The sequence below is a fragment of the Rhizobium sp. FG113 genome (genome assembly GCF_057809895.1).
The window spans coordinates 16,231-37,713 of the sequence record NZ_JBMDKV010000022.1; the positions used below are offsets into that span (position 1 = coordinate 16,231).

18 protein-coding genes are annotated in these 21,483 nt (G+C 56.9%); 5 read left to right on the top strand and 13 right to left on the bottom strand.

Annotated features, from left to right (window positions below):
- Window positions 1–409: 409 nt before the first annotated feature.
- The 8 genes from pyrC to ACODTZ_RS31275 all read right to left on the bottom strand — a co-directional run bounded on the left by pyrC (window position 410) and on the right by ACODTZ_RS31275 (window position 9,275).
- Window positions 410–1,504: a dihydroorotase gene (gene pyrC / locus ACODTZ_RS31240; protein ID WP_489030574.1), complete on the bottom strand. Its 1,095-nt coding sequence runs from the start codon at window positions 1,502–1,504 to the stop codon at window positions 410–412.
- Window positions 1,501–2,796 carry a Zn-dependent hydrolase gene (locus ACODTZ_RS31245; protein WP_489030576.1) on the bottom strand — a complete coding sequence of 432 codons (1,296 nt, stop codon included), beginning with the start codon at window positions 2,794–2,796 and terminating at the stop codon, window positions 1,501–1,503. Before ACODTZ_RS31245 ends, pyrC begins: the two co-directional genes overlap by 4 nt.
- A gap of 24 nt (window positions 2,797–2,820) precedes the next feature.
- Complete coding sequence (locus ACODTZ_RS31250; protein WP_489030578.1) at window positions 2,821–3,591, bottom strand: aspartate racemase/maleate isomerase family protein; 771 nt, start codon at window positions 3,589–3,591, stop codon at window positions 2,821–2,823.
- Window positions 3,592–3,688: 97 nt separating this feature from the next.
- Window positions 3,689–5,014: an aspartate ammonia-lyase gene (locus tag ACODTZ_RS31255; protein ID WP_489030659.1), complete on the bottom strand. Its 1,326-nt coding sequence runs from the start codon at window positions 5,012–5,014 to the stop codon at window positions 3,689–3,691.
- Window positions 5,015–5,119: 105 nt separating this feature from the next.
- A complete protein-coding gene (locus tag ACODTZ_RS31260; RefSeq protein WP_489030580.1) occupies window positions 5,120–5,461 on the bottom strand; it encodes a hypothetical protein in 342 nt (113 codons plus the stop codon).
- A gap of 75 nt (window positions 5,462–5,536) precedes the next feature.
- Window positions 5,537–6,529, bottom strand: a complete 993-nt coding sequence (locus ACODTZ_RS31265) for a PDR/VanB family oxidoreductase (RefSeq protein ID WP_489030661.1) — start codon at window positions 6,527–6,529, stop codon at window positions 5,537–5,539.
- Window positions 6,507–7,703, bottom strand: coding sequence for a Gfo/Idh/MocA family protein (locus tag ACODTZ_RS31270; RefSeq protein WP_489030582.1), 1,197 nt, complete (start codon window positions 7,701–7,703; stop codon window positions 6,507–6,509). The genes ACODTZ_RS31265 and ACODTZ_RS31270 overlap by 23 nt, the downstream gene beginning before the upstream one ends.
- A 63-nt stretch (window positions 7,704–7,766) precedes the next feature.
- Entirely contained in the window at window positions 7,767–9,275 is a 1,509-nt protein-coding gene (locus ACODTZ_RS31275; RefSeq protein WP_489030583.1) for an amidohydrolase family protein, read from the bottom strand.
- A gap of 122 nt (window positions 9,276–9,397) precedes the next feature.
- Between ACODTZ_RS31275 and ACODTZ_RS31280 the strand changes: the two genes are divergently transcribed.
- On the top strand, window positions 9,398–10,324 hold the full coding sequence (locus ACODTZ_RS31280; RefSeq protein ID WP_489030585.1) for a LysR family transcriptional regulator: 927 nt from the start codon (window positions 9,398–9,400) through the stop codon (window positions 10,322–10,324).
- 16 nt (window positions 10,325–10,340) lie between these two features.
- Here the strand turns inward: ACODTZ_RS31280 and ACODTZ_RS31285 are convergent, their stop codons facing one another.
- Entirely contained in the window at window positions 10,341–11,471 is a 1,131-nt protein-coding gene (locus ACODTZ_RS31285; RefSeq protein WP_489030587.1) for an aromatic ring-hydroxylating oxygenase subunit alpha, read from the bottom strand.
- Window positions 11,472–12,007: 536 nt separating this feature from the next.
- Here ACODTZ_RS31285 and ACODTZ_RS31290 point away from each other — a divergent pair.
- A complete protein-coding gene (locus ACODTZ_RS31290) occupies window positions 12,008–13,504 on the top strand; it encodes a mechanosensitive ion channel family protein (RefSeq protein WP_489030663.1) in 1,497 nt (498 codons plus the stop codon).
- A gap of 611 nt (window positions 13,505–14,115) precedes the next feature.
- On the opposite strand, the gene ACODTZ_RS31295 is transcribed toward ACODTZ_RS31290, so the two are convergent.
- Window positions 14,116–14,490, bottom strand: coding sequence for a hypothetical protein (locus tag ACODTZ_RS31295; protein ID WP_489030589.1), 375 nt, complete (start codon window positions 14,488–14,490; stop codon window positions 14,116–14,118).
- 199 nt (window positions 14,491–14,689) lie between these two features.
- Here ACODTZ_RS31295 and ACODTZ_RS31300 point away from each other — a divergent pair, with 199 nt between their 5' ends.
- Together ACODTZ_RS31300 and ACODTZ_RS31305 are read left to right on the top strand one after the other, a co-directional pair.
- Window positions 14,690–16,669 carry a DNA cytosine methyltransferase gene (locus ACODTZ_RS31300; protein WP_489030591.1) on the top strand — a complete coding sequence of 660 codons (1,980 nt, stop codon included), beginning with the start codon at window positions 14,690–14,692 and terminating at the stop codon, window positions 16,667–16,669.
- Between the two features lie 88 nt (window positions 16,670–16,757).
- Window positions 16,758–17,453 carry a hypothetical protein gene (locus ACODTZ_RS31305; RefSeq protein WP_489030593.1) on the top strand — a complete coding sequence of 232 codons (696 nt, stop codon included), beginning with the start codon at window positions 16,758–16,760 and terminating at the stop codon, window positions 17,451–17,453.
- A gap of 28 nt (window positions 17,454–17,481) precedes the next feature.
- On the opposite strand, the gene ACODTZ_RS31310 is transcribed toward ACODTZ_RS31305, so the two are convergent.
- Both ACODTZ_RS31310 and ACODTZ_RS31315 read right to left on the bottom strand, forming a co-directional pair.
- Window positions 17,482–19,356: an AAA family ATPase gene (locus ACODTZ_RS31310; RefSeq protein WP_489030595.1), complete on the bottom strand. Its 1,875-nt coding sequence runs from the start codon at window positions 19,354–19,356 to the stop codon at window positions 17,482–17,484.
- A 9-nt stretch (window positions 19,357–19,365) separates the two neighbouring features.
- Window positions 19,366–19,965 carry a hypothetical protein gene (locus tag ACODTZ_RS31315; RefSeq protein ID WP_489030597.1) on the bottom strand — a complete coding sequence of 200 codons (600 nt, stop codon included), beginning with the start codon at window positions 19,963–19,965 and terminating at the stop codon, window positions 19,366–19,368.
- 530 nt (window positions 19,966–20,495) lie between these two features.
- On the opposite strand from ACODTZ_RS31315, the gene ACODTZ_RS31320 reads away from it, so the two are divergent.
- Window positions 20,496–21,047, top strand: coding sequence for an RNA 2'-phosphotransferase (locus ACODTZ_RS31320; RefSeq protein WP_489030599.1), 552 nt, complete (start codon window positions 20,496–20,498; stop codon window positions 21,045–21,047).
- A gap of 177 nt (window positions 21,048–21,224) precedes the next feature.
- On the opposite strand, the gene ACODTZ_RS31325 is transcribed toward ACODTZ_RS31320, so the two are convergent.
- Window positions 21,225–21,419, bottom strand: coding sequence for a hypothetical protein (locus tag ACODTZ_RS31325; RefSeq protein ID WP_489030601.1), 195 nt, complete (start codon window positions 21,417–21,419; stop codon window positions 21,225–21,227).
- Window positions 21,420–21,483 lie beyond the last annotated feature (64 nt).

The following is a 21,483-nucleotide window of genomic DNA, read 5'->3' on the forward strand; positions in this document are numbered from 1 at the left end:
GTCTTCACTGATAGATGCGTCGGAGCGTTCATTCGGGCTTCCTAACTTAGAATCGAGGGCAAACTCATGCTTTCGCTCTAGCCGCTCCCATGTTGGAGTTCTTGAACGTCACACGGATTGTTGAAAGTGATTGCCGATCATTAGATCGTTCATTGACAAGCGGCTAGGCCGCTATGGATGCACACCGTCGATTAAGTGCATGTTTTCGTTCCCTTTATTTATTGTTCGTGACGATACCACGACCATTAGGGATTTACATCCAAATTGATGGGGCCAAAAGTTTGAGATACTCGAAACTAAACCCGGCTAAGCCACCTACCCGCTCGCAAACTGATCAGCGGACCCTCAAACGGCGAAGCGCGCGGCATCAACCGCGCGCTCTCACTTCCCTACTATATAGCTACGAAGGCTAGGTGCTGACGGCACCTACGGACCAGGCCAAAGTCTCGCCTCCCCTGAACACTTCGATCTCATCAACGTCGAGAGGAACAGCGCCAATCACCGTGCTCGGCTTCCTGATCAACTGAAGTGTCCCCTTATTGATGGGAAGGCCATAGAATGTTGGCCCGTTTTCGGAAGCGAAAGCATTGAAATGCTGGAGAGCTCCTTCTTCATCGAAAACCTGCACGTACGTCTGCAAAGCGGTGGCAGCCACAAACATTCCCGCGCACCCGCAGGCGGCTTCTTTCAAAGACCGCTTGTGTGGCGCCGTGTCGGTTCCCATGAAGAAGCAGGGCGCACCAGAGGAGACCGCGCGACGGAGAGCCTGACGATGGCGCTCGCGCTTTGCGACCGGGAGACAGTAAAGGTGCGGGCGCAATCCTCCCTGGAAGAGGTGCGTGCGATTGATCATCAAGTGATGTGGAGTTACCGAACCCGCCATTCGCCCTTGATTTGCAAGCACGAGTTCGACTGCCTCCTCAGTCGTCACATGCTCGGCAACGACCTTCAGGCCAGCGTGTCGTCGTAGGAGAGGCTGCATGATCTGTTCCATGAAGACTGCCTCCCGGTCGAAGATATCGACGGTCGGGTCAGTAACCTCCCCGTGGACGAGGAGTGGCATCCCAATCCTCTCCATTCGCTCGAAAACAGCGCCCAGCTTCGTCAAATCCGTGACGCCATGATGAGCGTTCGTCGTCGCTCCCGCCGGATAGAGCTTGGCGGCAACCCAAATCCGCTCCAGAAAGCCTCTCTCGATATCATCAGGGTGGGTATGATCGGTCAGATAACAGGTCATCAGCGGTTCAAAGTCCGAGCCCGGTGACCGCGCGTTCAGGATTCGCGTGCGGTACTCAGCTGCCGCTACACTGGTTGTGACCGGAGGAACGAGGTTAGGCATGATGATGCCTCTCGCGAACTGCCTTTCGGTATATGGTAAGACTGCGCGCAGCACGTCCCCGTCGCGAAGATGGACATGCCAGTCGTCCGGGCGCGTGATCGTCACAGCTTGATAGTTGGCATCAATGCCTGCGGCAAAAAGGTTGTCGTAGCCAGAGCCAGTCATAGCACCGCATCCTCAATTACCTTCCTCATGACCGCAACACCTGTAACGAAATCATCAATCTCCATTGCCTCGTCCGGGTTATGAGACCCATTGCGATTTCGTACGAATAGCATCGCGCTCGGAACACCAGCATTCGCGAAGACAGCAGCATCATGCCCTGCGCCGCTTGGAATAGCTTCGTCGGAGATGCCGAGACCTTTGATCGCCGACTTGAATGCCTTGATCCACTGTCCGTCCAAGGAAGCGGGCGCCGAGTCCACTCGCCGATCAAATTCGAATTTCACACCACGTTCTTCCGAAACAAGAGCACATTCGGATATGAAGATGTCATAGAAGGCCTCAAGCGTCTCTGGGTCTTGGCTGCGGATGTCGATGCTGAAGTTGACCTTGCCTGGAATTCTAGCAATGGCGTGCTCAGCAGGGTCAGTGCCTATCACACCGCACGTCACGACGAGATCGCGTCCGCGTTCCACCATGGTCTTCCAGTGCCGATCAATGTGAGCAATCAGCGTTGACGTGGCAAATACGGCATCATGACGAAGCCACCCCGGCACGGCCCCCGAATGCCCTGCTTCACCGAAACACGTTACCGCCTTGTGCCGGACATTTCCTCTGATACCAGTAACAACCGCAACCGGGACCTCTCGCGCCACCAAAACGGGTCCTTGTTCGATGTGGAGTTCAATCCAAGCAAACATGTCGTCCGTGTCGATGAGAGGCTTGCCACTCCTGACTTTCGTCATGTTGACGCCAACTTCGGACATGCAGTCGGCGAGTGACTTGCCAGCTTTGTCGCAAGACTCGAGGTCGGCCTCCTTCAACTTGCCCAGGAGCGCGGAGGATCCTACGTAGGCTCTACCAAAACGAGCGCTCTCCTCTCCCCGCAGAGCGAAGACCTTCAGGGTCCGACGAGGCGTGATACCTCGCCTTTTGAAATCGGCCAGAACGGCCAATCCGGCTATCACGCCGGCAGCGCCATCGAAGTTTCCACCTTGAGGAACGGAATCCAGATGCGAACCACAGGCAAGATACTGCAAGTCGGGTTCTCTGCCTTGAAGTGTGATGACAAGGTTGGCTCCCTCGTCTCGCGCGACCTCCAAGCCCAGATCGACGGCGGTTGCTTGGACGATGTCGAGAGCGACGCTCTCACCAGATCCATAGCTGGAGCGCGTTATCCCCACTCCGTCGGAGGTCGCGAACGCTAGATTTTGAAAGAGCGTGGCAGCGAACGTTTTGTCCCAAAGGTTTTCGGTGACTACTGCCGATGGCTTGATAGGCGCTATTACCGTCATTGAAGGATATTCCTCAACTTCAAATCAAAGAGTGAAAAGTTTGCCCCGGCCAGGAAGCTTGGCTTTCACACCGCTTATCCGCAGACAATCCCAAGCGAGGCATTGATTGCTGCTGATGACGGGTCGCCCGAGCGTCATCTCCAAGACTGAGATCACGTCAAAGGTCCGTAACCCTGTGCAGGAGATGAAGAGCGCGTCGCTCGCCGGATCAATGGCGTCGATACCAGCCTGTACGATTTCCGGTGGAGAAAGAGCGTTCATTTCCGCTTCATCAGCGAGATTGAAACTCGTACACCTGTCGATAGCTATTCCCTTGGATGCGAAATGTTCCGGAATGACATCCGCCACGTCCAACGGATACGGTGCTAAGATTGATATCCTACTGACACCGAGCGCCAGGAACGCTTTCAGTGCCGACGTTGTAGGCGTTGCGATCGAGCTAGCAGGCCTAGCGGCCTCCAGCGCTGACGTGACGATCTCCTCGCCGATCACGACGGTTCCCGAAGTGCATGCAAATGCGATCGTATCCAGAGTTCGCTCCGGAACCAGCACATTGCAGGCGGCATTCAGATGGCTTTGCATCTCTCCAAGGGCGCCCCGAGTAACTTTCGACGCCATAGGTATTCGGGTCACGAACAAATCAACGTCGGTGTCATCTCCCAAAAATTGGCGGAAATCACTCTCGAACGCCTGGTCGTTTGCTAGTAGAATTGTTCCGATCGAAGGCCTATCAGGCAGCACTACAGCCGGCGCACGCGTCGCTATATTCCAGTCGAATCCCTGTTGGCTGAGCACGATTCTAACCCCAAAGCAACAACATAGCTTCCACGAGCCTCGCGTTCGATCGGCTATAATTCTCATCTCAGTTTGAGCTTGTCGAAAGTAAAAGTGCTTATGGGCTGCGGGCGGCGCTCTGAATTTCAGACAGTTTGTCCTTTACGAGTTTTGCTGCAGCCTCGTATCCCATCGTGCTCACCAGCTCGGTAGCGAAGGCAGTTGAACCCTTCAGGTTAGCTGCGCAGCGGTGTCGATTTGCTTCGACTCCGACCACACAGGTATTGGTGAACGCCAGTACCGCCTTTGAGAGAAGGTTCGCCGCCTGATGGAGACTGAAGATAATGACTGGCTCCATCGCGTTCAGCTGAAGCTGACCTGCTTCCGCCGCCATGGCGACCGTGGCTTCGAGCCCGTATACGTAGAAACAAACCTGATTCAGTGCCTCGGCGGCGACGGGATTCACTTTGCCAGGCATGAGGGACGAACCAGGCTGAAGGGCGGGTAGGATAATCTCCCCAAGCCCGCCAGTTGGTCCGCTTGAAAGCAGCCGGAAGTCGTTGGCGATTTTCGAGAGCTTGGCGGCGCTTCTCTTGTATAGGCCCATCTGCGTCATGAACGCGCCCATGTCCCAGCTAGCCTCGAACAGATCTTTTGCCGGGACTACCGACAGGCCAGTACTGTCCGCAAGATATTCCAATACGCGGCTTCGGTAGCCATTGGAGGCGGCAACGCCAGAGCCGATAGCTGTTCCACCGAGGTTCACCTCAAGAAAGAGCTTCTCCGCTTCGCGAAGCCGATCGACATCCTCAAAAAGCGTTGCCGAGAAGGCGGCGAATTCCTGACCCAAGGTCATTGGAACGGCATCTTGTAGCTGAGTTCGCCCAAGCTTATCGACGTCTGCAAAATCAGACGCTTTGCCTGCGAGAGTTCGTGCAAGCACGGACAGCGCATCTTGAAGGCTTCTGGTGGCTGGTATCACTGAGAGACGCACTGCGGTCGCATATGCATCATTCGTCGACTGCGATCGGTTGACATCGTCGTTCGAGTGGACCAGGCGCCCGGCCCCTCTGTTGCCGCCCAGCAGTTCGCTTGCGCGGTTAGCAATTACCTCGTTGAGATTCATGTTTGTCGAGGTGCCGGCACCGCCTTGAAAGACATCGACGACGAACTCCCGATCATGTCCGCCAGCCAGAATTTCCTCGCAGGCGAGAACTATCGCGTCCCTTTTTTCAGGCGAGAGCTCGCCTGCGTCGCAGTTGGCCTTCGCTGCGGCCATCTTCACATGCGTCAGAGCTCGAACGAGATGGGGAAGTTCCCCGATCGTCACGCCCGAAATAGGGAAGTTGGCCAGCGCGCGAGCCGTTTGCGCTCCGAAGTATGCTTCCTGCGGCACACACACTTCCCCGAGCGGATCGTTTTCGATCCTCTCTTGCTTCGTCATTTCCTCCACCGTCTTCTCCTCCTCGACGTGTAACGTAAGCGACACGTTAGCTGCGTCCCGACCTCGCAAACATTCAAATATTCGAGGGTGTACGTTTTGCTTTTTTCAAACTAAAACGGGTTCGTCGGATACTAGGCTATCGCGAGCAATGAGCTGCGCGGTACCGTTTAGAGCTGCGATCTCGCGACCGAAATCTCCATCCCGCTCTGAAGAAAGGGCGTGCACATACTTCTGGAAGGTCTCGAAGATCCGCTCCGCCTCGGCGGATGTCACAGGAAGGCTGTAATTCGAATCGTAGATTTGCTGTGCGACTGTCCCGAGAAGGAAGTATCCGGCAGCGCCCGATCCTCCCTTGGCGGCAGCTTCGAAAGCAGCGTCAGCCGCGCGGGCATAGGCCTTCATGCCGAAGTGATGATGCTTCACGAGATCGACAAGGTCAGTAAACATTGAACTCTCCTGGGTTCGAAAAAAATGAAAAGCTCCCCGCGGAACGGGGAGCTCCATTCAGTGTCCATTAGGGCGCTAGAGATCGAGGATCAGCTGGCTGGTTTTCGATCTCGAGCAGCAGATCATGATGCTTCTTCCTGAGGCCTTGTCGGCGGCGGAAAGGCATTTGTCGCGGTGGTCCGGCGTGCCACCGAGGACTGCAGTCTCACACGTTCCGCAGATTCCTGACTGGCAGCCGAAATCCACTTCGAACCCCGCATCGAGAAGCGTATCCAGGATCGAAGTGTCCGGAGAGACCTCAAGCGTCTGGCCACTTCTAGCGAGGACAACCTCGAAAGATCCGGAGAGATCGCTTTCGAGCGGTTTCAACTTTCCAAAGCTTTCGAAGTGGACACGTTCCTCCGGAAGCCCTGCCGTAACCCGACGAAATTCATCTAGGAACGGCGTGGGGCCGCAGGCATAAAAATCCACGGCTCTGCCAGAGTACCTGCCGACAGTCTCCTCGATATTCAGTAGTTCGCCATCGTCGCTATGAAAGATATGAACAGCTCCGTCACAGCTTGTGGCCAAGTGCTCCAAATCGGACCGAAAGGCGGCGTCGACGGATCTTCGGCACGCGTAGAAAAGCTCCCAAGGCATGTCGCGATAGCTGAGCGCTTGGATCATCGACCAGATCGGAGTGATCCCGATTCCTCCGGCGAAGAGCACCGAGTTCTCGGCCTCCGTGCGCAGTTGAAAAGCATTGCGCGGCTGACTCAGGAAGACGGTGTCGCCGACCCGTAGTTTTTCATGGACGTGGGCGGATCCGCCGCGGCTAGCTGCATCACGCTTCACTGCAATGACATATCGGTGCGTCTCACCGGGCTTGTTGACGAGAGAGTAACTTCGCTTGAGATCAGCGCTCAGCGTGATATCAAGGTGGGCACCAGCCTCAAACGCAACAAAAGTACCTGGCAACACAGGCGTCAGCTCCACCTGCAACACGTCAGGTGTCAAAGAAATGAGCTCCGAAACTCTGGCCTCGACGCCGTTCACAACGACCGGATCAGACGGCTTTTTCAGCGTCATCTGCACGATGGCCTACCTCCTGATCCAAGTTGGCGGCACCGGGCCGTGCCCGATCGATAGCGACCGTACGCTGTTCCGCAATCGAAGTGAGGATGGCTTCACCGACGCTTACGACATCGCTCGCTTCATCAATTCCGATCTCAGGAGCTCGGCCTTGCCTGATCGCCGAGCCGAAGTCTGCGAAGGCCGAGCCCACGCCATACGTCAGCGGCCGACTGGGAACCGAGAGCGTGGTGCGCTCAAAGCTTCCGCCGCCGAAGAACTTCACTCGCTCTGCATCATCAAGACCATTGAGGTAGGTGTCCGTCATGTCGTTGAGTGGACCGACCTTATCCCCGATCTTGAATTCCCCATCCTGCCACGCATGCCAGCAGCGGCTGAATGCGGAGCCTTCTGATCCATTGAATTTCCGATGATCGAACTCGACGGCCGGCGTCGAGTCCACGAAAGTCACCTGGGAGACCATTCCCGATGCAAACTGCATTTGGACCAAAGTGCGATTGTGTGCACCCGCGACCGCCTTTTCGACCCCTGTGACCGAGATGATGGGGCCGAACCAGTATTGTTGCAGATCGATCTCGTGAGCCCCGAGTTCGAAGACGTGATAAGAGCCTGCCTTGGAGGGCTCTCGGTACCAGCTGGCGCCACGAACCAACCGATCGCCGACCTTGTAGCTCTCGTCCGGCGATGCAACCCGCTGCACGAACATGGATAGTGGCGTGCCGAACTTGCCTTGTTTCACCAGAGACCCGAAAGCGCGGTTCGAAGGGATCCTTCGATAGTTCTCCGACACCGCGAGAACGCGCTTAGAGCGCTCCGCGGCCTTACGGAGCATCGCCGAGGCTGCCGATGAAATCGCCAAGGGCTTCTCGATAATGGTGTGCTTTCCCGCAAGCAGCGCCTCTGACCCTACAATGTGATGGAGCCAGGTGGGCAGCACGACCGAGATCGCGTCGATCGTAGGATCTTCAAGGATCCTTTCGTAGCTGACGTTCGGAACGACCGATCGATGTCCCAGCTCCATCGAGTATCGTGCGAGCTCGGTTGCCCGTTGCTCGTTGCTGTCACAGACAGCGACCAGCTCGAAGTCATTCACGCCGCCCTTTTTCAGCTCGGCCAGGGCTACCGAATGGCGGAGCCCCATACTTCCACATCCGATTATAGCGAACCGCATCTCATTCCTTTTCTTGTAATTTCAAAGCCTGCCGCAAAAAGCGGTCAGAGTTGTCAGGACCGCCTAGTGGCATGAACAGTTCAGTTGCAGACGGTAGCGATCGATCGAAAGGGGATGTGCCTGCGCCTTCTCAAACGAGGAAAGGAGGTGTGGTATGACCTGGCGGTTACGAGCTGCAACCTGCTCCCATTCCGGAAGCGATCTGGTTAGAACATCCTCTGCAGCGGCCTTGAGCTGGCGCGACGGGTGATGGACTAGCTCGCCAGCGTCGACTACTACCTTCCCATCGACCAGAACCGTGGTAATCGATTGGCCCGTCTCTCCGTAGACAAGCTGGTTCAGCGCGCTGTTGAGCGGACGGTAGGTCGAAGCGTTCAGGTCCAGCATCACGATGTCTGCACGGTAGCCGACTGCAATCCTTCCTACTTGGCCTTCGAGACCTAAGGCCCGCGCTCCACCAAGTGTTGCTGCCTTGAAGGCTTCCCTAGCTGCGCCTTCTTCGCCGGCCGGCGATTGCATTGCCCAGTAAAGGGCGAACATCTTCATTGATTGCAGAATGCTCTGCGCGTCATTTCCGCTGCAGTTGTCGCAACCCAACGCGATGTTCGCACCAGCGTCCGCGTACTCCCTGATAGGAGCAAAACCATTGAGGAGCTTGAGATTGCTTACCGGATTGAACACGAAGCTGGCGCCCGCGCTCCCGAACCTGACAAGTTCGTCGGCGTCGATCCACACCCCGTGCGCGATCGTCAGGTTCTTGTTGAGCAGCCCCACCTTGGCGAGGTAGTCAAGATAGGAGCCTCCGTAAGCCAGACGCGCAAGCACAGCCTGGTTCCTAGCCTCATACATGTGCGTGAAGACGCGCAGCCCTCTCTCTGCCGAAACCTGCGCCACCCAGGACAGCAGCGCCTCACTGCTTCTTTGCGGCGCCGAGGGTGCAAGTGCCCACGTGAGACGGCTCCGATGAAACTCATCGACCGAACCCTCGATCAGACGCTGGAGTTCAGAGACGCCTCTCGGAGAGTTGGAGAGGTTTGATCGGACTTCCTCTGGCAGCTCGCTCCAAAACGCGACGGTATCGACAGGTGCGCGATCTGAGATCTGAAGCGCGAGAGAGACACGAACCCCCGACCGATCGTAGGCGTTGACGATCGCTTCGACGTGGTCAACATCGGCATTCGTCACCGTCACCATGTCCTGCATGGTGGTCACGCCGTTCACCAGGCAGTCAGCGGCACCCAAAAGTGTTCTGACTGACACGTCGCCAGACGCCGGATGGCTATAGTTTGTCGGCGAACTGAACAGGCCCCAGACGTCCAAGGGCATCTGCTCGAAGCGGCCACGAAGCAATACATCGTGCGAATGGTAGTGAGCGTTGATGAGACCCGGTATCAACAGCTTGTCACTGGCTTCGATGCGTTGCACGTCCGCGACGAGAGAAGCTCGTTCCGATACTTCATGGCCCATGGCAACGATCAAACCATCTTCGATAAGAACATCTTGGACGGCAGGGTGATGTACATCTCCCTCGAGATCCAAGACTCTTCCTCCGGAAAGAAGCAGGGAAGCCATTAGTACCCTCGTCGTTTGCGCTGTGTTGCGGTCGGGCTTGAAAATCGCCGAACAAATCGCTTTTACAAATCGCAATTGTATGTCATCTCAGTTTGACAAATTCGAAAGTGACGGAGGATTGCATGGCGCGGATCGCTGATGTTGATATTCGGCTTTTGCGTGTGTTTAAGGCTGTCGTCGAGGCAGGCGGTTTTGCCGCCGCACAGACGGTTCTGGACACATCTACCTCAACCATAAGCGTCCACATGACTGAGCTCGAGAAACGGATCGGCTTCACCCTATGCCACCGAGGACGGAGCGGGTTCACTCTCACCGACCGTGGATATCTGGTCTACGATCACGCGAAGCGGATGCTGAACTCCCTGGACGATCATTTCGACAGCATCATCACTCTGCGAAAGCGCCTGACTGGCAAAGTCCGCCTGGGCGTCGTCGACTCTCTAGTCTCCCACCCACAGTCTCCGCTCGTGAGAGCACTGCAGAAGTTCAACAAGCTAGATAACGATGTCGAGCTGCAGCTAACTGTTGGAGACCGCTCGGAACTGGAAAGGCGAGTGCTCGCAAACGAACTGCATGCGGCGATAAGCCCATTCGTCCGCCCGATCGCAGGCTTGGATTTTCATCGGCTGATGGTCGAACGGCATAAGCTCTACTGTGGGGCAAGCCATCCCCTCTTCGGAAGAACCGACGCGGTTGGCAAAGCTCTGGCCACGTTCCCATTCATACTCCGCAGTCATCACGGCCGTGCTGACGAAGAGCGCTTCATGGGTATGGACATACGTGCGACCGCCAACAACATGGAAGCAATGCTTACTCTCTTGCTGACAGGGCAATATATCGGGTTGCTGCCAGACCACCTGGCCGAGAGCTGGGTCCAAAACGGTGAGCTTTGGCAAATCAATGCACCGGAGATGGAGCAAGTCTCGCACCATTCACTCGTGGTCTCGAGCAAGCTTGATATGTCGACAGCTGCGCAGACCTTGATCCCGCAGATTTTGTCGGAAGTAAATCACAGCGCTCTGTCAGCAACCGAAAAGGCCGAGGCTTGAAGCCTCGGCCTTTTATTCACTTGATCATCGCCGCCAGATATTGGGCGAACTCATAATTAGGTCGTTCAAGGTGAGACAAGTGGCCCGGCTCGGATTTTGACCCGATAAGTCCTCGATATACCTTCTCCGTGCAACCCTTGTCTTCAACATTCACGTGGTCGAGAAGCTCCTTCAGAGCCTCAAAATGCTTGGAGGAATCCTCGTCTTCGAGAAATTCCGGAGACAAGCCGCCGCCATAGATCATATCGACCTCGCCAGGGGCGCGAGGGTGAAGCGCCAGATACCAAAAGTAACCGGGCGAAAGTGATATGAAGAGGCCGGGATAAATCGACAGCAAATAGGTGCGTCGACGATCATCCCCTGAAAGGCGCTTGTTGTTGGGGTGCGCGAGAGCGAGGTATTGGTCATCGCTCTTGAGCGCCCAGTGGTAATTGAACGTGGGATAACCTTCAGGGCAATCCATCTCTTCGAGTGACACCTGACCACCGATAGTCTCGCGATGGCACATCGGCAAATGGTAGCTCTCCATGAAGTTTTCAGCCAGAACCTTCCAATTGGTGTTCCAGACATGGGTCTCTCGGAAGCTCTCTACATAGTTCTCCATCCCATAGTGCCCCACCAGTCGGGCAACGTCTGCGAGCCGTTCGGAAGGTGACGCGATGTCCGGATTGAGAGTGATCATGATCCAACCCAGCCAATCTTCGCACCGGAACTGCGGAAGCTTGTAGTCTTCTTTGCAGAAGCCAGTGTTGAGCCCCATACCCGCGGCACCGCGCAGTTCACCTGTCAGGTTGTAGGTCCAAGCGTGGTAAGGACAAACGATCGCTTTGACGTTGCCGGATCCTTCCAGCAGCGTGGACATGCGGTGCAAGCAAACGTTGGACATCGCCCTGAGTTCGCCTTGTCGATCGCGGATAACAACAACTGGTGTCCCTGCGATCATGAGGGTGACATAGTCCCCCGGCTTGGACACCGACGACGATCTGCCAGCGCAGATCCATTCTTTCGCGAAGATGTTGTCGAGCTCGAGCTGCATGAACTCGGGAGAGGTGTAGACACTCTTTGGCATGGCGCGAGCTTGCTCGAACGGCAGCGAGACGTTGGCGAGAAGCTCTGCAGCGGGATCAATTTTTGAAAAGTAATTCAATGTCTATTCCTTCCGTTCGCGGTTACCCTCTTCTATCAATAAACAGCATCTGATCGCCGCTATCGATCGCGAACTTTTCAGGATCAGTTTGAACTTTTCGAAAGTAACTCGGAGGATTGTTGATCGCGTTGGCTCGGTTAAGGTTGACGCCCGTCGGCCGCGCGGAAAGCACGAAATTGACTTTCACGGGGCCTATCGCTCGGACGGAGCGAACTGATCAGGAGGCGCGCCTCGTAGTCTGTCCTGCCTGGGGTCGGATTCACTGGGGACCGCCTGTTTCCGTCCAGTCGATCATCGAGCCTTCGACATTGAGGCAGCGGGCTGCGTCGACGTTGCCGACGTCTCGGCTCGCTGACCCGTATTTAGTGGCGTTGTTACGAGTTGGTGACTGCCAGTCGGTTGATGCCACGCAGTCACGTTCGACCATCTGACGGCTGCAGTGTTCAGCGAGCGTCTACCATGTGCCTTCTTGACGAAGGATGCCTTTGGGCTGTCAATTAGGCCATCATCCAACAGGCCGCGCCGATATGACTTTGATGGACAACGTCCTCAGCCTTGCACTCGATCCGATTACCCAATTTGTAACGCTTGTCCTCGTCCTGCTCTTCGCGAAAACTATCGTTCCCGGGCGCCCGACACATCGGTTTCTAATCCACATTGCGTTCTTCGTGATCCTCACCATTCTCCTTGTGGGCAACGACGTCGCTCCCTGGACGGCAGGGGTTGTGGACGATGATCTGACGCATAGGATGTTCATCGGCGTGGCCAAGGCAACATGGTGGGCTGGTGGAGCAATGGTTCTCGCCAGTTCGGTCCGCGTCTACCTCATCTTCGAGCGCAAGCCTCGAGAGGGACGGCTGATCCAGGACCTGCTGGTGGCATTCATCTATCTCGGAGCCGCGCTCTCCATAATCGCCTTTGTATTCGATCTCCCCGTCCGCACTCTGATCGCGACGTCCGGAGTTTTCGCAATCGTGCTTGGCCTCGCACTCCAGAGCACGCTTAACGACGTCTTCTCAGGTATCGCGCTCAACCTTGGACGGCCGTATTCCGTCGGCGATTGGATCGAGATCGAGGGTGGGGTCCGTGGACAGGTAGTCGAGACGAACTGGCGGTCAACCCATCTTCTGAGCGATACCAACGATCTGGTGATCGTTCCCAATAGCACCCTCGCGAAAGCCACGCTGACCAACCTCACTGGCAACGACTCTGTTCACGGCTCCAAGGTGGTTATCAGGGCACTTCCAACACGAACGCCGGCAGCGATTGAGGAAACCATGAGAACCGTGCTCCTCAGCGCGAATTCGATCCTGAAAACTCCGCCGCCATCCGTGTCTGTGACGGGTCTCGACGGCTCAGCGGTCGAAATCGAGCTGTCCTTCAAGGTATCGAGCCTTGGCCAGACTGGGATTGCCAAGAACGAGATATTCGACCTCGTCTATCGCCATGCCAAGGCGGCGGGTATTCAACTCTCGACAACAGCAAACACCATAATGGACGCGGCACCCGTGGAGGCCTCGAAACACCCCGGAACGCCATGGCGCCTGCTGACATCAATCCAGCTGTTTTCGGCCCTGACCGAAGACGAGATGGAGACCGTCGCAAACAGCATGAAGCGGTGCACTTTCAAGAAGGGCGTCGTGATCGCGCAGCAGAACGCCTCGATGACTTCCCTCATGATCGTACGCAGCGGGGTCGTGTCGGTCGAGCTCGATGACGAGGATGGAGGGCGCCGCGAGGAGTTGAGCAGACTAGCCCCCGGCGATCTGTTCGGAGAGCGTGGCGTTCTCATGGGGGCGCCGGAGCCCGCCACGATGCGCGCCCTCACCTTCGTCGTCGTTTACGAGATCTCGAAGGACCACCTCGCGAGCGTGATGCACGAGCGTCCAGCCCTCGTAGAGGAACTGAGCCAGCTCCTGGCGAAGCGCGTCGAGACCGAAGAGCACCTGAGAGCCGCCGGTGGCGCTGGCCCGGAGGCTCATCCGGTCTCGTTGGCGGCCAAGATAAGGCACCTGTTCAGGCTCCCCCATTGACTCACTCAACTGTGCAAACATGCGCGCTTGGCGGAAGCGGTCAGGCCGCGTTCTGGCCAAGCGAGATTGATGTCGCGCTTTGCTGACGTGGAGCCACACTCCGAAAGGCTTGATCGAGCCTGAGAACTCAAGACGCGTCTTTGGCTCACTAGCCCCGTGACCGAGACCCAGACCCTGCGGATCGCCCTCAGCGCTCTCCAAAAGAACGGCGTCGCGTATTCGTCTAAGTTGCTGGGCAGATATGCCCTCGTACGACCGACGCTGAATGGAGATCACAAAAACACAAGGGCGCTCGACCCGGTCATCGGGGAGCGCCCTTGTCACCCCATGACAACGGTATCCTACGACAATCATGTCGTGGCCGCCGGCCTTGATTTGGGTGGTAGACGGTAGATGGGCTCGGGCGCCGGCTAATTCAAGGATTGACGAACGAGATGAGAATCGAAACGGCGGGAGGTGCGGTATTTCGCGCATGTCCCGCCGTCCTTGGCTCTTTCGCGGCCGTCCGACCCGTCGATCGACCCGGTTATCGCGATTTCCTGGGCCGTTTGTACTCCGGGCAAACGGTAAGGGCAAGATGGTGTCTCTGCCAGCTGTCGCGCCGCCTACCTTCAGCGAACTGGTTTCACATCATCTCCGCCCTTCGCAATCCATGCCGGATCATTGAGGGCTCCCGCAACGACATCGACGACATCTGAAACCGGGCGCGACTTGTTGATCAGCCATTTGTACGTGACGCCAGTCAGACCGTGGACATTCGAAGAGTATATGACCGTCCTGCACTGTGGGTGGCTGAACAGGGCCCATGCCATGGTTTGGGACCCGCCCTCAGAGATGGACGGATCGACGATGGCGAAGTGCGGCGAGATCCGCTGCAGTAGCGCCCGACATTCATCATAGTCTCCGGCGACGAAGGTTGTCGCCCCGACATTTCCGAAGGCTTTTTCGATGTGCTTGGCGGCCTCGGGTGCGTCGATGATGATCACAACGACGCCTTCCAACGGTGGAGACGAATGACTCATTTGGTTCCCCAGTTTGCTTCGTGCCAGCGATATCGATCAGCGGCAGTTTCGATGACGTTAAGACCGAGGAATCCTTAAATCATCAATCGATCGGATTTTATTGAATCCTTTCCCCGGGCTTTAACAGCCGTGTCGATATGGGACAAACGACATGGAAAACGGGATGGTAGAAATGGATCCGGAAGCATACGGCGCAGCGAAAACTAAGATAATGTCTCTGCAGCGAGACATGATCGCGCTGGCAATGCGGATGTCCGATGCTTTCGCAGACCTTGAGAAAGCAGTACCTCTCAAGGAAGTGAAAGAGCAGCTCCGCGTCGAGTGCGGGCTCACCCCTGCTGACATCAAATTCTATGCTGGACTTCGCTCAAAGCTCGACGCGCGACTTCCGAAGAGCGCCCGCAAACGCTTGTCGCTTTCATCGATGCGCTCGCTCGCGACGGCCAGTGCCGAAACGCGCGACATCGCGCTTGCGACGATTGCTGCCGGCACCGTTGTCACGTCGGTCGATATCTCCAACATCCGCAAGCGCCTTCGCCTGGATCGCACTACCCTGTTTGCCCAGTGGGAGGCAAAGCGCTCGAAGATGGTTGCCCGTGCGGTGTCGGTGAAGGCAATGGTTGCCGTCGGAGCGCTTGATGATCGCGTCGCCACACTGATGAGAGGTCTCTATGACCTGCATCCTGAACGAAGCGTCGAAGACTACGACCGCCTGAAGCGCGTTCGCATGAAGACTGCGGGAGAAATTCTCGCGGAGTTCGATGGGCTGTTTGGAAGCGAGCAACTCACCGCCGCCGAGTGGGCACACCTGGATGAAGACGATCCAGCACGTCGTCTTGGACGCGCCCGCCATGCGCTACAGCACATCACTAGCGGCGAGTTTGGCCGAGGTTACACGGCCTTTGGAGAAGAGACCGACCGGGAGCGGCACGAGATGGTCATCGCGCTTTCTGTGTTGTCCAGCCCGGTCGGTCGTCTTCCGATTCATACACGACCGCGCAAGCGCAATGAAAAGCTTGCAACCTCCGCGCCGCGCCGCCTGACCGCCGTCGAACTCTGCGCGGGTGCCGGCGGCATGCTCATCGGGATGCACGCGGCCGGATTTGACCATCTGGCAGCCGTCGAGATGAATCCGAAAGCAGCCGCCACACTACGCGGCAACATGCCTGGTCTAAACGTGATCGAGGCCGATATCCGCAAGTTAAACTTTACCCGATTCGAAGGAGTGGACGTTGTCGTCGGAGGTCTTCCATGCCAGCCGTACTCGATCCTCGGGGCTCGAAAGGGCGAGGACGACGACCGCGAGCTGTTCCTGTCCGGTGTACGTGCTGTTCGCGAGATGCAGCCGAGGATGTTCGCCTTTGAGAACGTCTCCGGATTCGCTCAGGTGACGCATGCACGCTATCGCAACATCTTGATCCGGCTATTCGGCCGCGCGGGTTACGATATTCAGATCGTAAAGCTTGATGCGCAGGATTGGGGCGTCCCGCAGAGGCGAGAACGGATCATCGTTGTCGGCATCCGCAAGGGCCTGAGCGCTAGGACGTTCAGGCTTCCGGACCATTCCCCGGATTTCAGGCTGAATATCGGCGATGCCCTCCTCGACCTGATGCGGGCAAACGGCTGGGACGGAGCGGAGGCATGGGCGGCACGGCGTCGATCGACGAACACGTTGCGGGACGGACTCATTGATCGCGGGGTCGTCGCGCCGACGCTAGTTGGATACCGGAGCAACGCGCCGAAGAACTTCGCCAATGGTTGGAAGACAATCGAAATCGACGCGGGCCGGAGGCCGGAAAAGGCTCCGACGGCGGCGGAGGCGGCGATGCCAGGATTCATGCCGGGGCTGACGGAACGCATGCGGGCAAGGATTCAGGGCTTTCCGGATGAATGGGTGTTCGAAGGCGCATTGGGCGCACGTGATCAGCAGATCGCGAATGCGTTTCCACCCCGCGCGGCGCAGGCGGTCGGGCTAGCGCTATATACTGCGCTTGAGGATGTCGACTTCGATATCGATGTGATGATGCGAACTCCCTTGCTGGCCTGTGAGGTTACGACTGCCCCCCGCGTCGAAATATCGGCACCTCCGTTGTTGCCAGAGCTCTCCCCTGAGAGATCTGAATGCATTCCGGAAATGGTATGATGCGCTCCCGTACAGTACAGCCAACTGCGCCAGCAATTAACTGGCGTTGCCTATAATCATTTTTAGGTCCTTCTAAGGGTTCGAACCTTTGAAACGAAAGCTCTCATTATATCTGGACGGGATCAAAAATTCTTGGGCACGGCTGTTCCGCAAGGCTTCCACGGAAATCGTTGGCACCAAGTCGTTCGACGAGCAGCTTGCTGATCTTCGGGAGTTCACCGCAGGGCTACAGGAAGATGCAGAATGGGTCAAAAAAACCGAGATCCCCACTGAGGCCGACTTCGCGTTCATTGGCAAATTCATTCAAATTTATTGCGCTGCGGACTTGAATGCCCGCGCTACCGTGAATGCGCTTCGCGCGATCAATCTCGGGGACATCCAAGATTTCGCGGGAATGTTGAACGACGCAGACGTCCTGACGCACTTGAAAATCGGTGCCGACGCCTGGACCGGAAATTCGAACGTCTCCGAAGGCATTGTGAAAGCTGCAAACACTTTGGAAATGCATCGCCTTCATCGTCATAGCCTGGCACATTGGGTCGTGAGGCGGATCCCCGGAGGAGACGCACTCGTTATCCTTACCAAGAATGTCAGGGAAGCTGCAAAAAGGGACGGTGACGCTCAGGGACGAAATGAAGCCAAGTTCGGAGTCATGCAGCTTCGGACAATGCGGTTGGAGATGGAAAAACTCGCTGGCCATAGCGACTATCTCGGACATCTTTCTGAATACCTGGAAAGGGAGCGGGAGCGTCTACGCGCCGATCACCTCGGCAGAGGAGCTTGATGAAAATCGGGAGCTCCTACGCAATTCCTCAGTTGCAAGTCTGATTGTGGACAAGGGCCGCACGAACTTCGTCGCCGGAAACGACCTCATGTTGGTCTAGGATCGCGACCAGTCGCTCTAAGCCTGCTCGATTGGTCTCGACGAGATCGACTGCTCTTGCAAGCTGTTCAGACAACACCCGTTCAACTTGGTGACGCACGCCCGGATCGTTCTCCCTGGCCCTCTGCAGGAGTTCCGGCGTCGGTGCGTGTGTGTACGCCATGGTGTCTCCCATCCCGAAGGCTGCAACGATGAGTGTTGCCAGATCGGTCGCGATCTGCAGATCGGAGCCGACGAAACCACCAGCTCCATCAGAGTGCTCGCCGAAGACCATTCTCTCCGCAGCAATTCCCCCAAGTAGCATGGCAATCTTGTTGAAGTAGCTCTGTCGATTGCGAAACGAAGGAGATGGAATGTTCCACTGCACGTAGCCCTGCATCGCCTGCCCTGCCACCTTCTGTTTGGCGACTGCCACCAGATTAATGTCGGCTACTGACAACGCGAGGCCTACAACAGCGTGCCCGGCCTCATGAACGCATGCGATCCGACGCTCATCGCGGTCGAGTGGCTTGATGGGGGGAATGAGCGCAAGGATGTCCGCAGATGCGATTGCTCTACTCTGTCTCCTAGCCTGACGTTTCGCATCGGCGACATACTGCTTCAAGTCCGCCCCAGAGCGTCCGATAGTCGCCATTGCAATTGCCCGAATGTCGTCGGCGCTGATGTCGTGAGCACCGAGATGGAGTCCGACAATCTGTGCTCTCGTATCGATATCTGGAAGTTCCAGCTCATAATGCCGGTCCAAGCGACCCGGCCGCCGGAGCGCGGGATCGACTTTTCCAGGGAAATTCGTTGCGCCAATCACGACGACGCCTGTTCTGCCCTCGGAACCGTCGAGTAACTCGAGCAGCGCGTTCACGACTTCAATGTTGTAGTCAATGTTCTGCCCGGTAAACGCTGACCTATCGCCGATGGAGTCGATCTCGTCGATGAGCAGGATGGTCGGCCCCATCATTTCGGCTTCGCGGAACGATCTCCTCATGGCCTTGAGCATATCGCCGAGATGCCCTTTACTCTGCCACTGTGCGCTCGAGGTTGCGATGAAGTTGACGCCACACGACCGAGCGAGCGCCGCCGCGAACATGGTCTTTCCGGTGCCGGGCGGACCGCTCAGCAACAGGCCGGACGACACATCTTCCCATGTGATCTTGTTCTGGCGCCAGTCATTTAGATCGACGGCCAGATCGAGTCCCCACCGCTTGGCCTCTCCATAACCTTCGAGATCCTCCAGACGCGGCTTCCAAGGCTTCGGCTTTTCAAACCTCACCTCCTTGGTCGCTTCCAGCTTCTCGAGAACGACATCCAGCGAACGCCCCGGCCGCAGCGCCAGAAACAATGTGCGCGCGGGATAGACGGCGAGCTTCCTGGCAATATCGAGCGGCATGTCCAGAGCGACCGAGGATTTGGCCGCTGCAACCAGATGCCTCGGATGGATATCTGCAACATCGATGATATCGTCGAGGCCGACCTCCAACTCGATAGGAACTGTCGCCCCATCCTGAATCAGAATGACTACGGCGGCCTTGAATGTGGTGTAGTAGATTGCATCAGTGGCATCTGCCTCGCCGGGCTTGGGGGCGGCTGGCAGGATCGTGATAACGTACCGTTCCAGCCCGGCCGACTTCAGGATCGTTTCGGTGGCATCCCTATACGCGTCGATCCATGCCCCGCCTGGCAGCCTCAATCCCAGCAGACGGTTGGGGCCCAGGAATATCCTGCCGCGGCGAAGTGCGGTGCGGACTGCGCAGGCATAGGTATGCACTTCGAGCGTTGAAGCGCGCTCGCTCAGCGGAATGCTTCGCATCGGAATCTCCTAGAAACGACGAACGATGGTGTCGGGATTTATGAGAGCATCATCGAGCTCTATCGCCAGCATTCGTTGGAGAATCAGAGAAGCGAGGCCTGCCATCGGGGATACTTCTCTGAAGATGCCGAGGGCTTCCGCGACAGAGAGCGAACCGACTTCGTCGAGGGTGGCAATTATCCGGATGCGATCACCGAGAGGGCATCGATAGTTGCCGTACCGGAGCAGGTCGCGAGCGTTCCGGAGCCGGAATCCGCTTTCCCTTTCCTCGCGCGGAATGAACCGATGCCGGTGACCTTCTCGGATCGCCGCCTCGGTGATTGCGCGATCACCCTCCTCCTCGCTGGCATCGAGCAGCCACTTCACCCCGCCGAGGTAGGTGATGAGGAAGTCGGGGGCGTGCCAACGATCGTTGACTCGTAGCCGCACGGCCTGGCATTCCCATCCCTCTACATCGGGATCAACATCCAGAAGGCAACCCAGATCACGAGCTGCGCGCGACCGGAACACTGGCGTGCCGCTGCAGAAGACAGTAGCTCTTGGGGGATGGGTGATCTTTTCGGCGCGTGTTTCATCGCTGGCGCCTGACTCGAAGCGTTCTGAACTCATGACAACACCTATAACAACGGAGGTCGTGCCGCCGGCGGGCGACGTTCACATCAGCGTTGTTGGTGTTGTCGGTGATCTAGCTTCATGCGAGAACATATAGTGAACAGAATTGAGGTCGTCAACGGAAAATTAAGAAATTGCTCTGGTGCCATCTACCAACGGCTTCCTCGACCCGATACGCCGTCGTTATACGTGTTTCGCAAGGACCACAGCCGTGGCTTCGAACGCTTTCGATAAGTCATCTGGGGATTACTTCAGAGAACGCTAAATAACGATTGCCTGAGCGAAGCTGGTTGGTAAGTTGGCTTATCCTTCCTTGGATTGAGACCTCCTCTCTACCTGCCCCGCTCCGGCGGGGCTTCCTTTGTCAGCCGTCTTCTTCGCACTTGCATGCCTGCAGCATGTGCGGCCGCAACAAACGCATCCCTGAAAACACCGGACCACGTGCGGGCTGCATGGAGCGACCAACACTTGGCTATGCATAGCTCGTGATGCTAGAAGCGCGCTTCCACAAGAGGATCGGGTTCAACATGTCCAAAGAAATAAGCAAGTTGCTGAGCTTAGTCCTACGCCACGATCCGGGCAGACTAGGCCTGACGCTGGATGCCAATGGCTGGACCGCGATCGAGCCGCTAATCAAGCGGATCCGTGGAGCAGGATACCCCGACTTCGACCGCCCGACACTTGATGCAGTCGTAAAGACAAACGACAAAAAGCGGTTCACGGTTTCCGAAGACGGACAGTCGATCCGTGCTGCACAGGGTCATTCTATCCAGATCGACCTCGGACTGCAGCCTTCCAAGCCGCCGGCGCTACTCTATCATGGTACGGCAGCCGGATTTGTTGCGTCGATTCGGGAGCAAGGCCTGATCCCGGGGCGGCGGCAGCATGTCCATCTCTCGATGGATCGCGATACAGCGGTCAAAGTCGGCGGCCGACACGGCAGTCCGGTCGTGCTGACTGTCCACGCAGGAAAAATGTTCGACCTCGGCATGCCCTTCTATCAGGCAGAGAACAGTGTCTGGCTCACAGATTTGGTCCCCGTCGAGTACTTGGATTTCCATGGCTCTCTGGGCGACTAGCCCGACAATAGTCGGCTAGAATAAAATCCTGGTGAGGAGTTGATGGCTTCGCTCTCCAGCCCGACCAAGCTGAATCCAGTCCTTCGAAGATAGCCGGTAGCCGAGGCATGTACTTGGAAGATGGAGGGATACGACATCTGAGGATGCGAGTATCCAGGCGGCACCACGCGAGTTCGCTTACTCGTCGATGTTGCCGCTTACGAGAAAGTCGATGATGCTCGGCTTCTGACCGGACTCCACTTGAGACACAAGAAAGACGCCCCTGACAGGGTCTACGATCTTCTGTGGTCCATTCGAGCGGACAGCCTCAAGCAACTCCTTGATGTCGAGTCCCGCTTCCTGAACCGTCCACTCTTTGGCTTTGCGAGGCATCAAATTCGAATCCTTTCATGCAACCACACGATACCGCATCTAATAAGATGCTGCTAGACCCGTT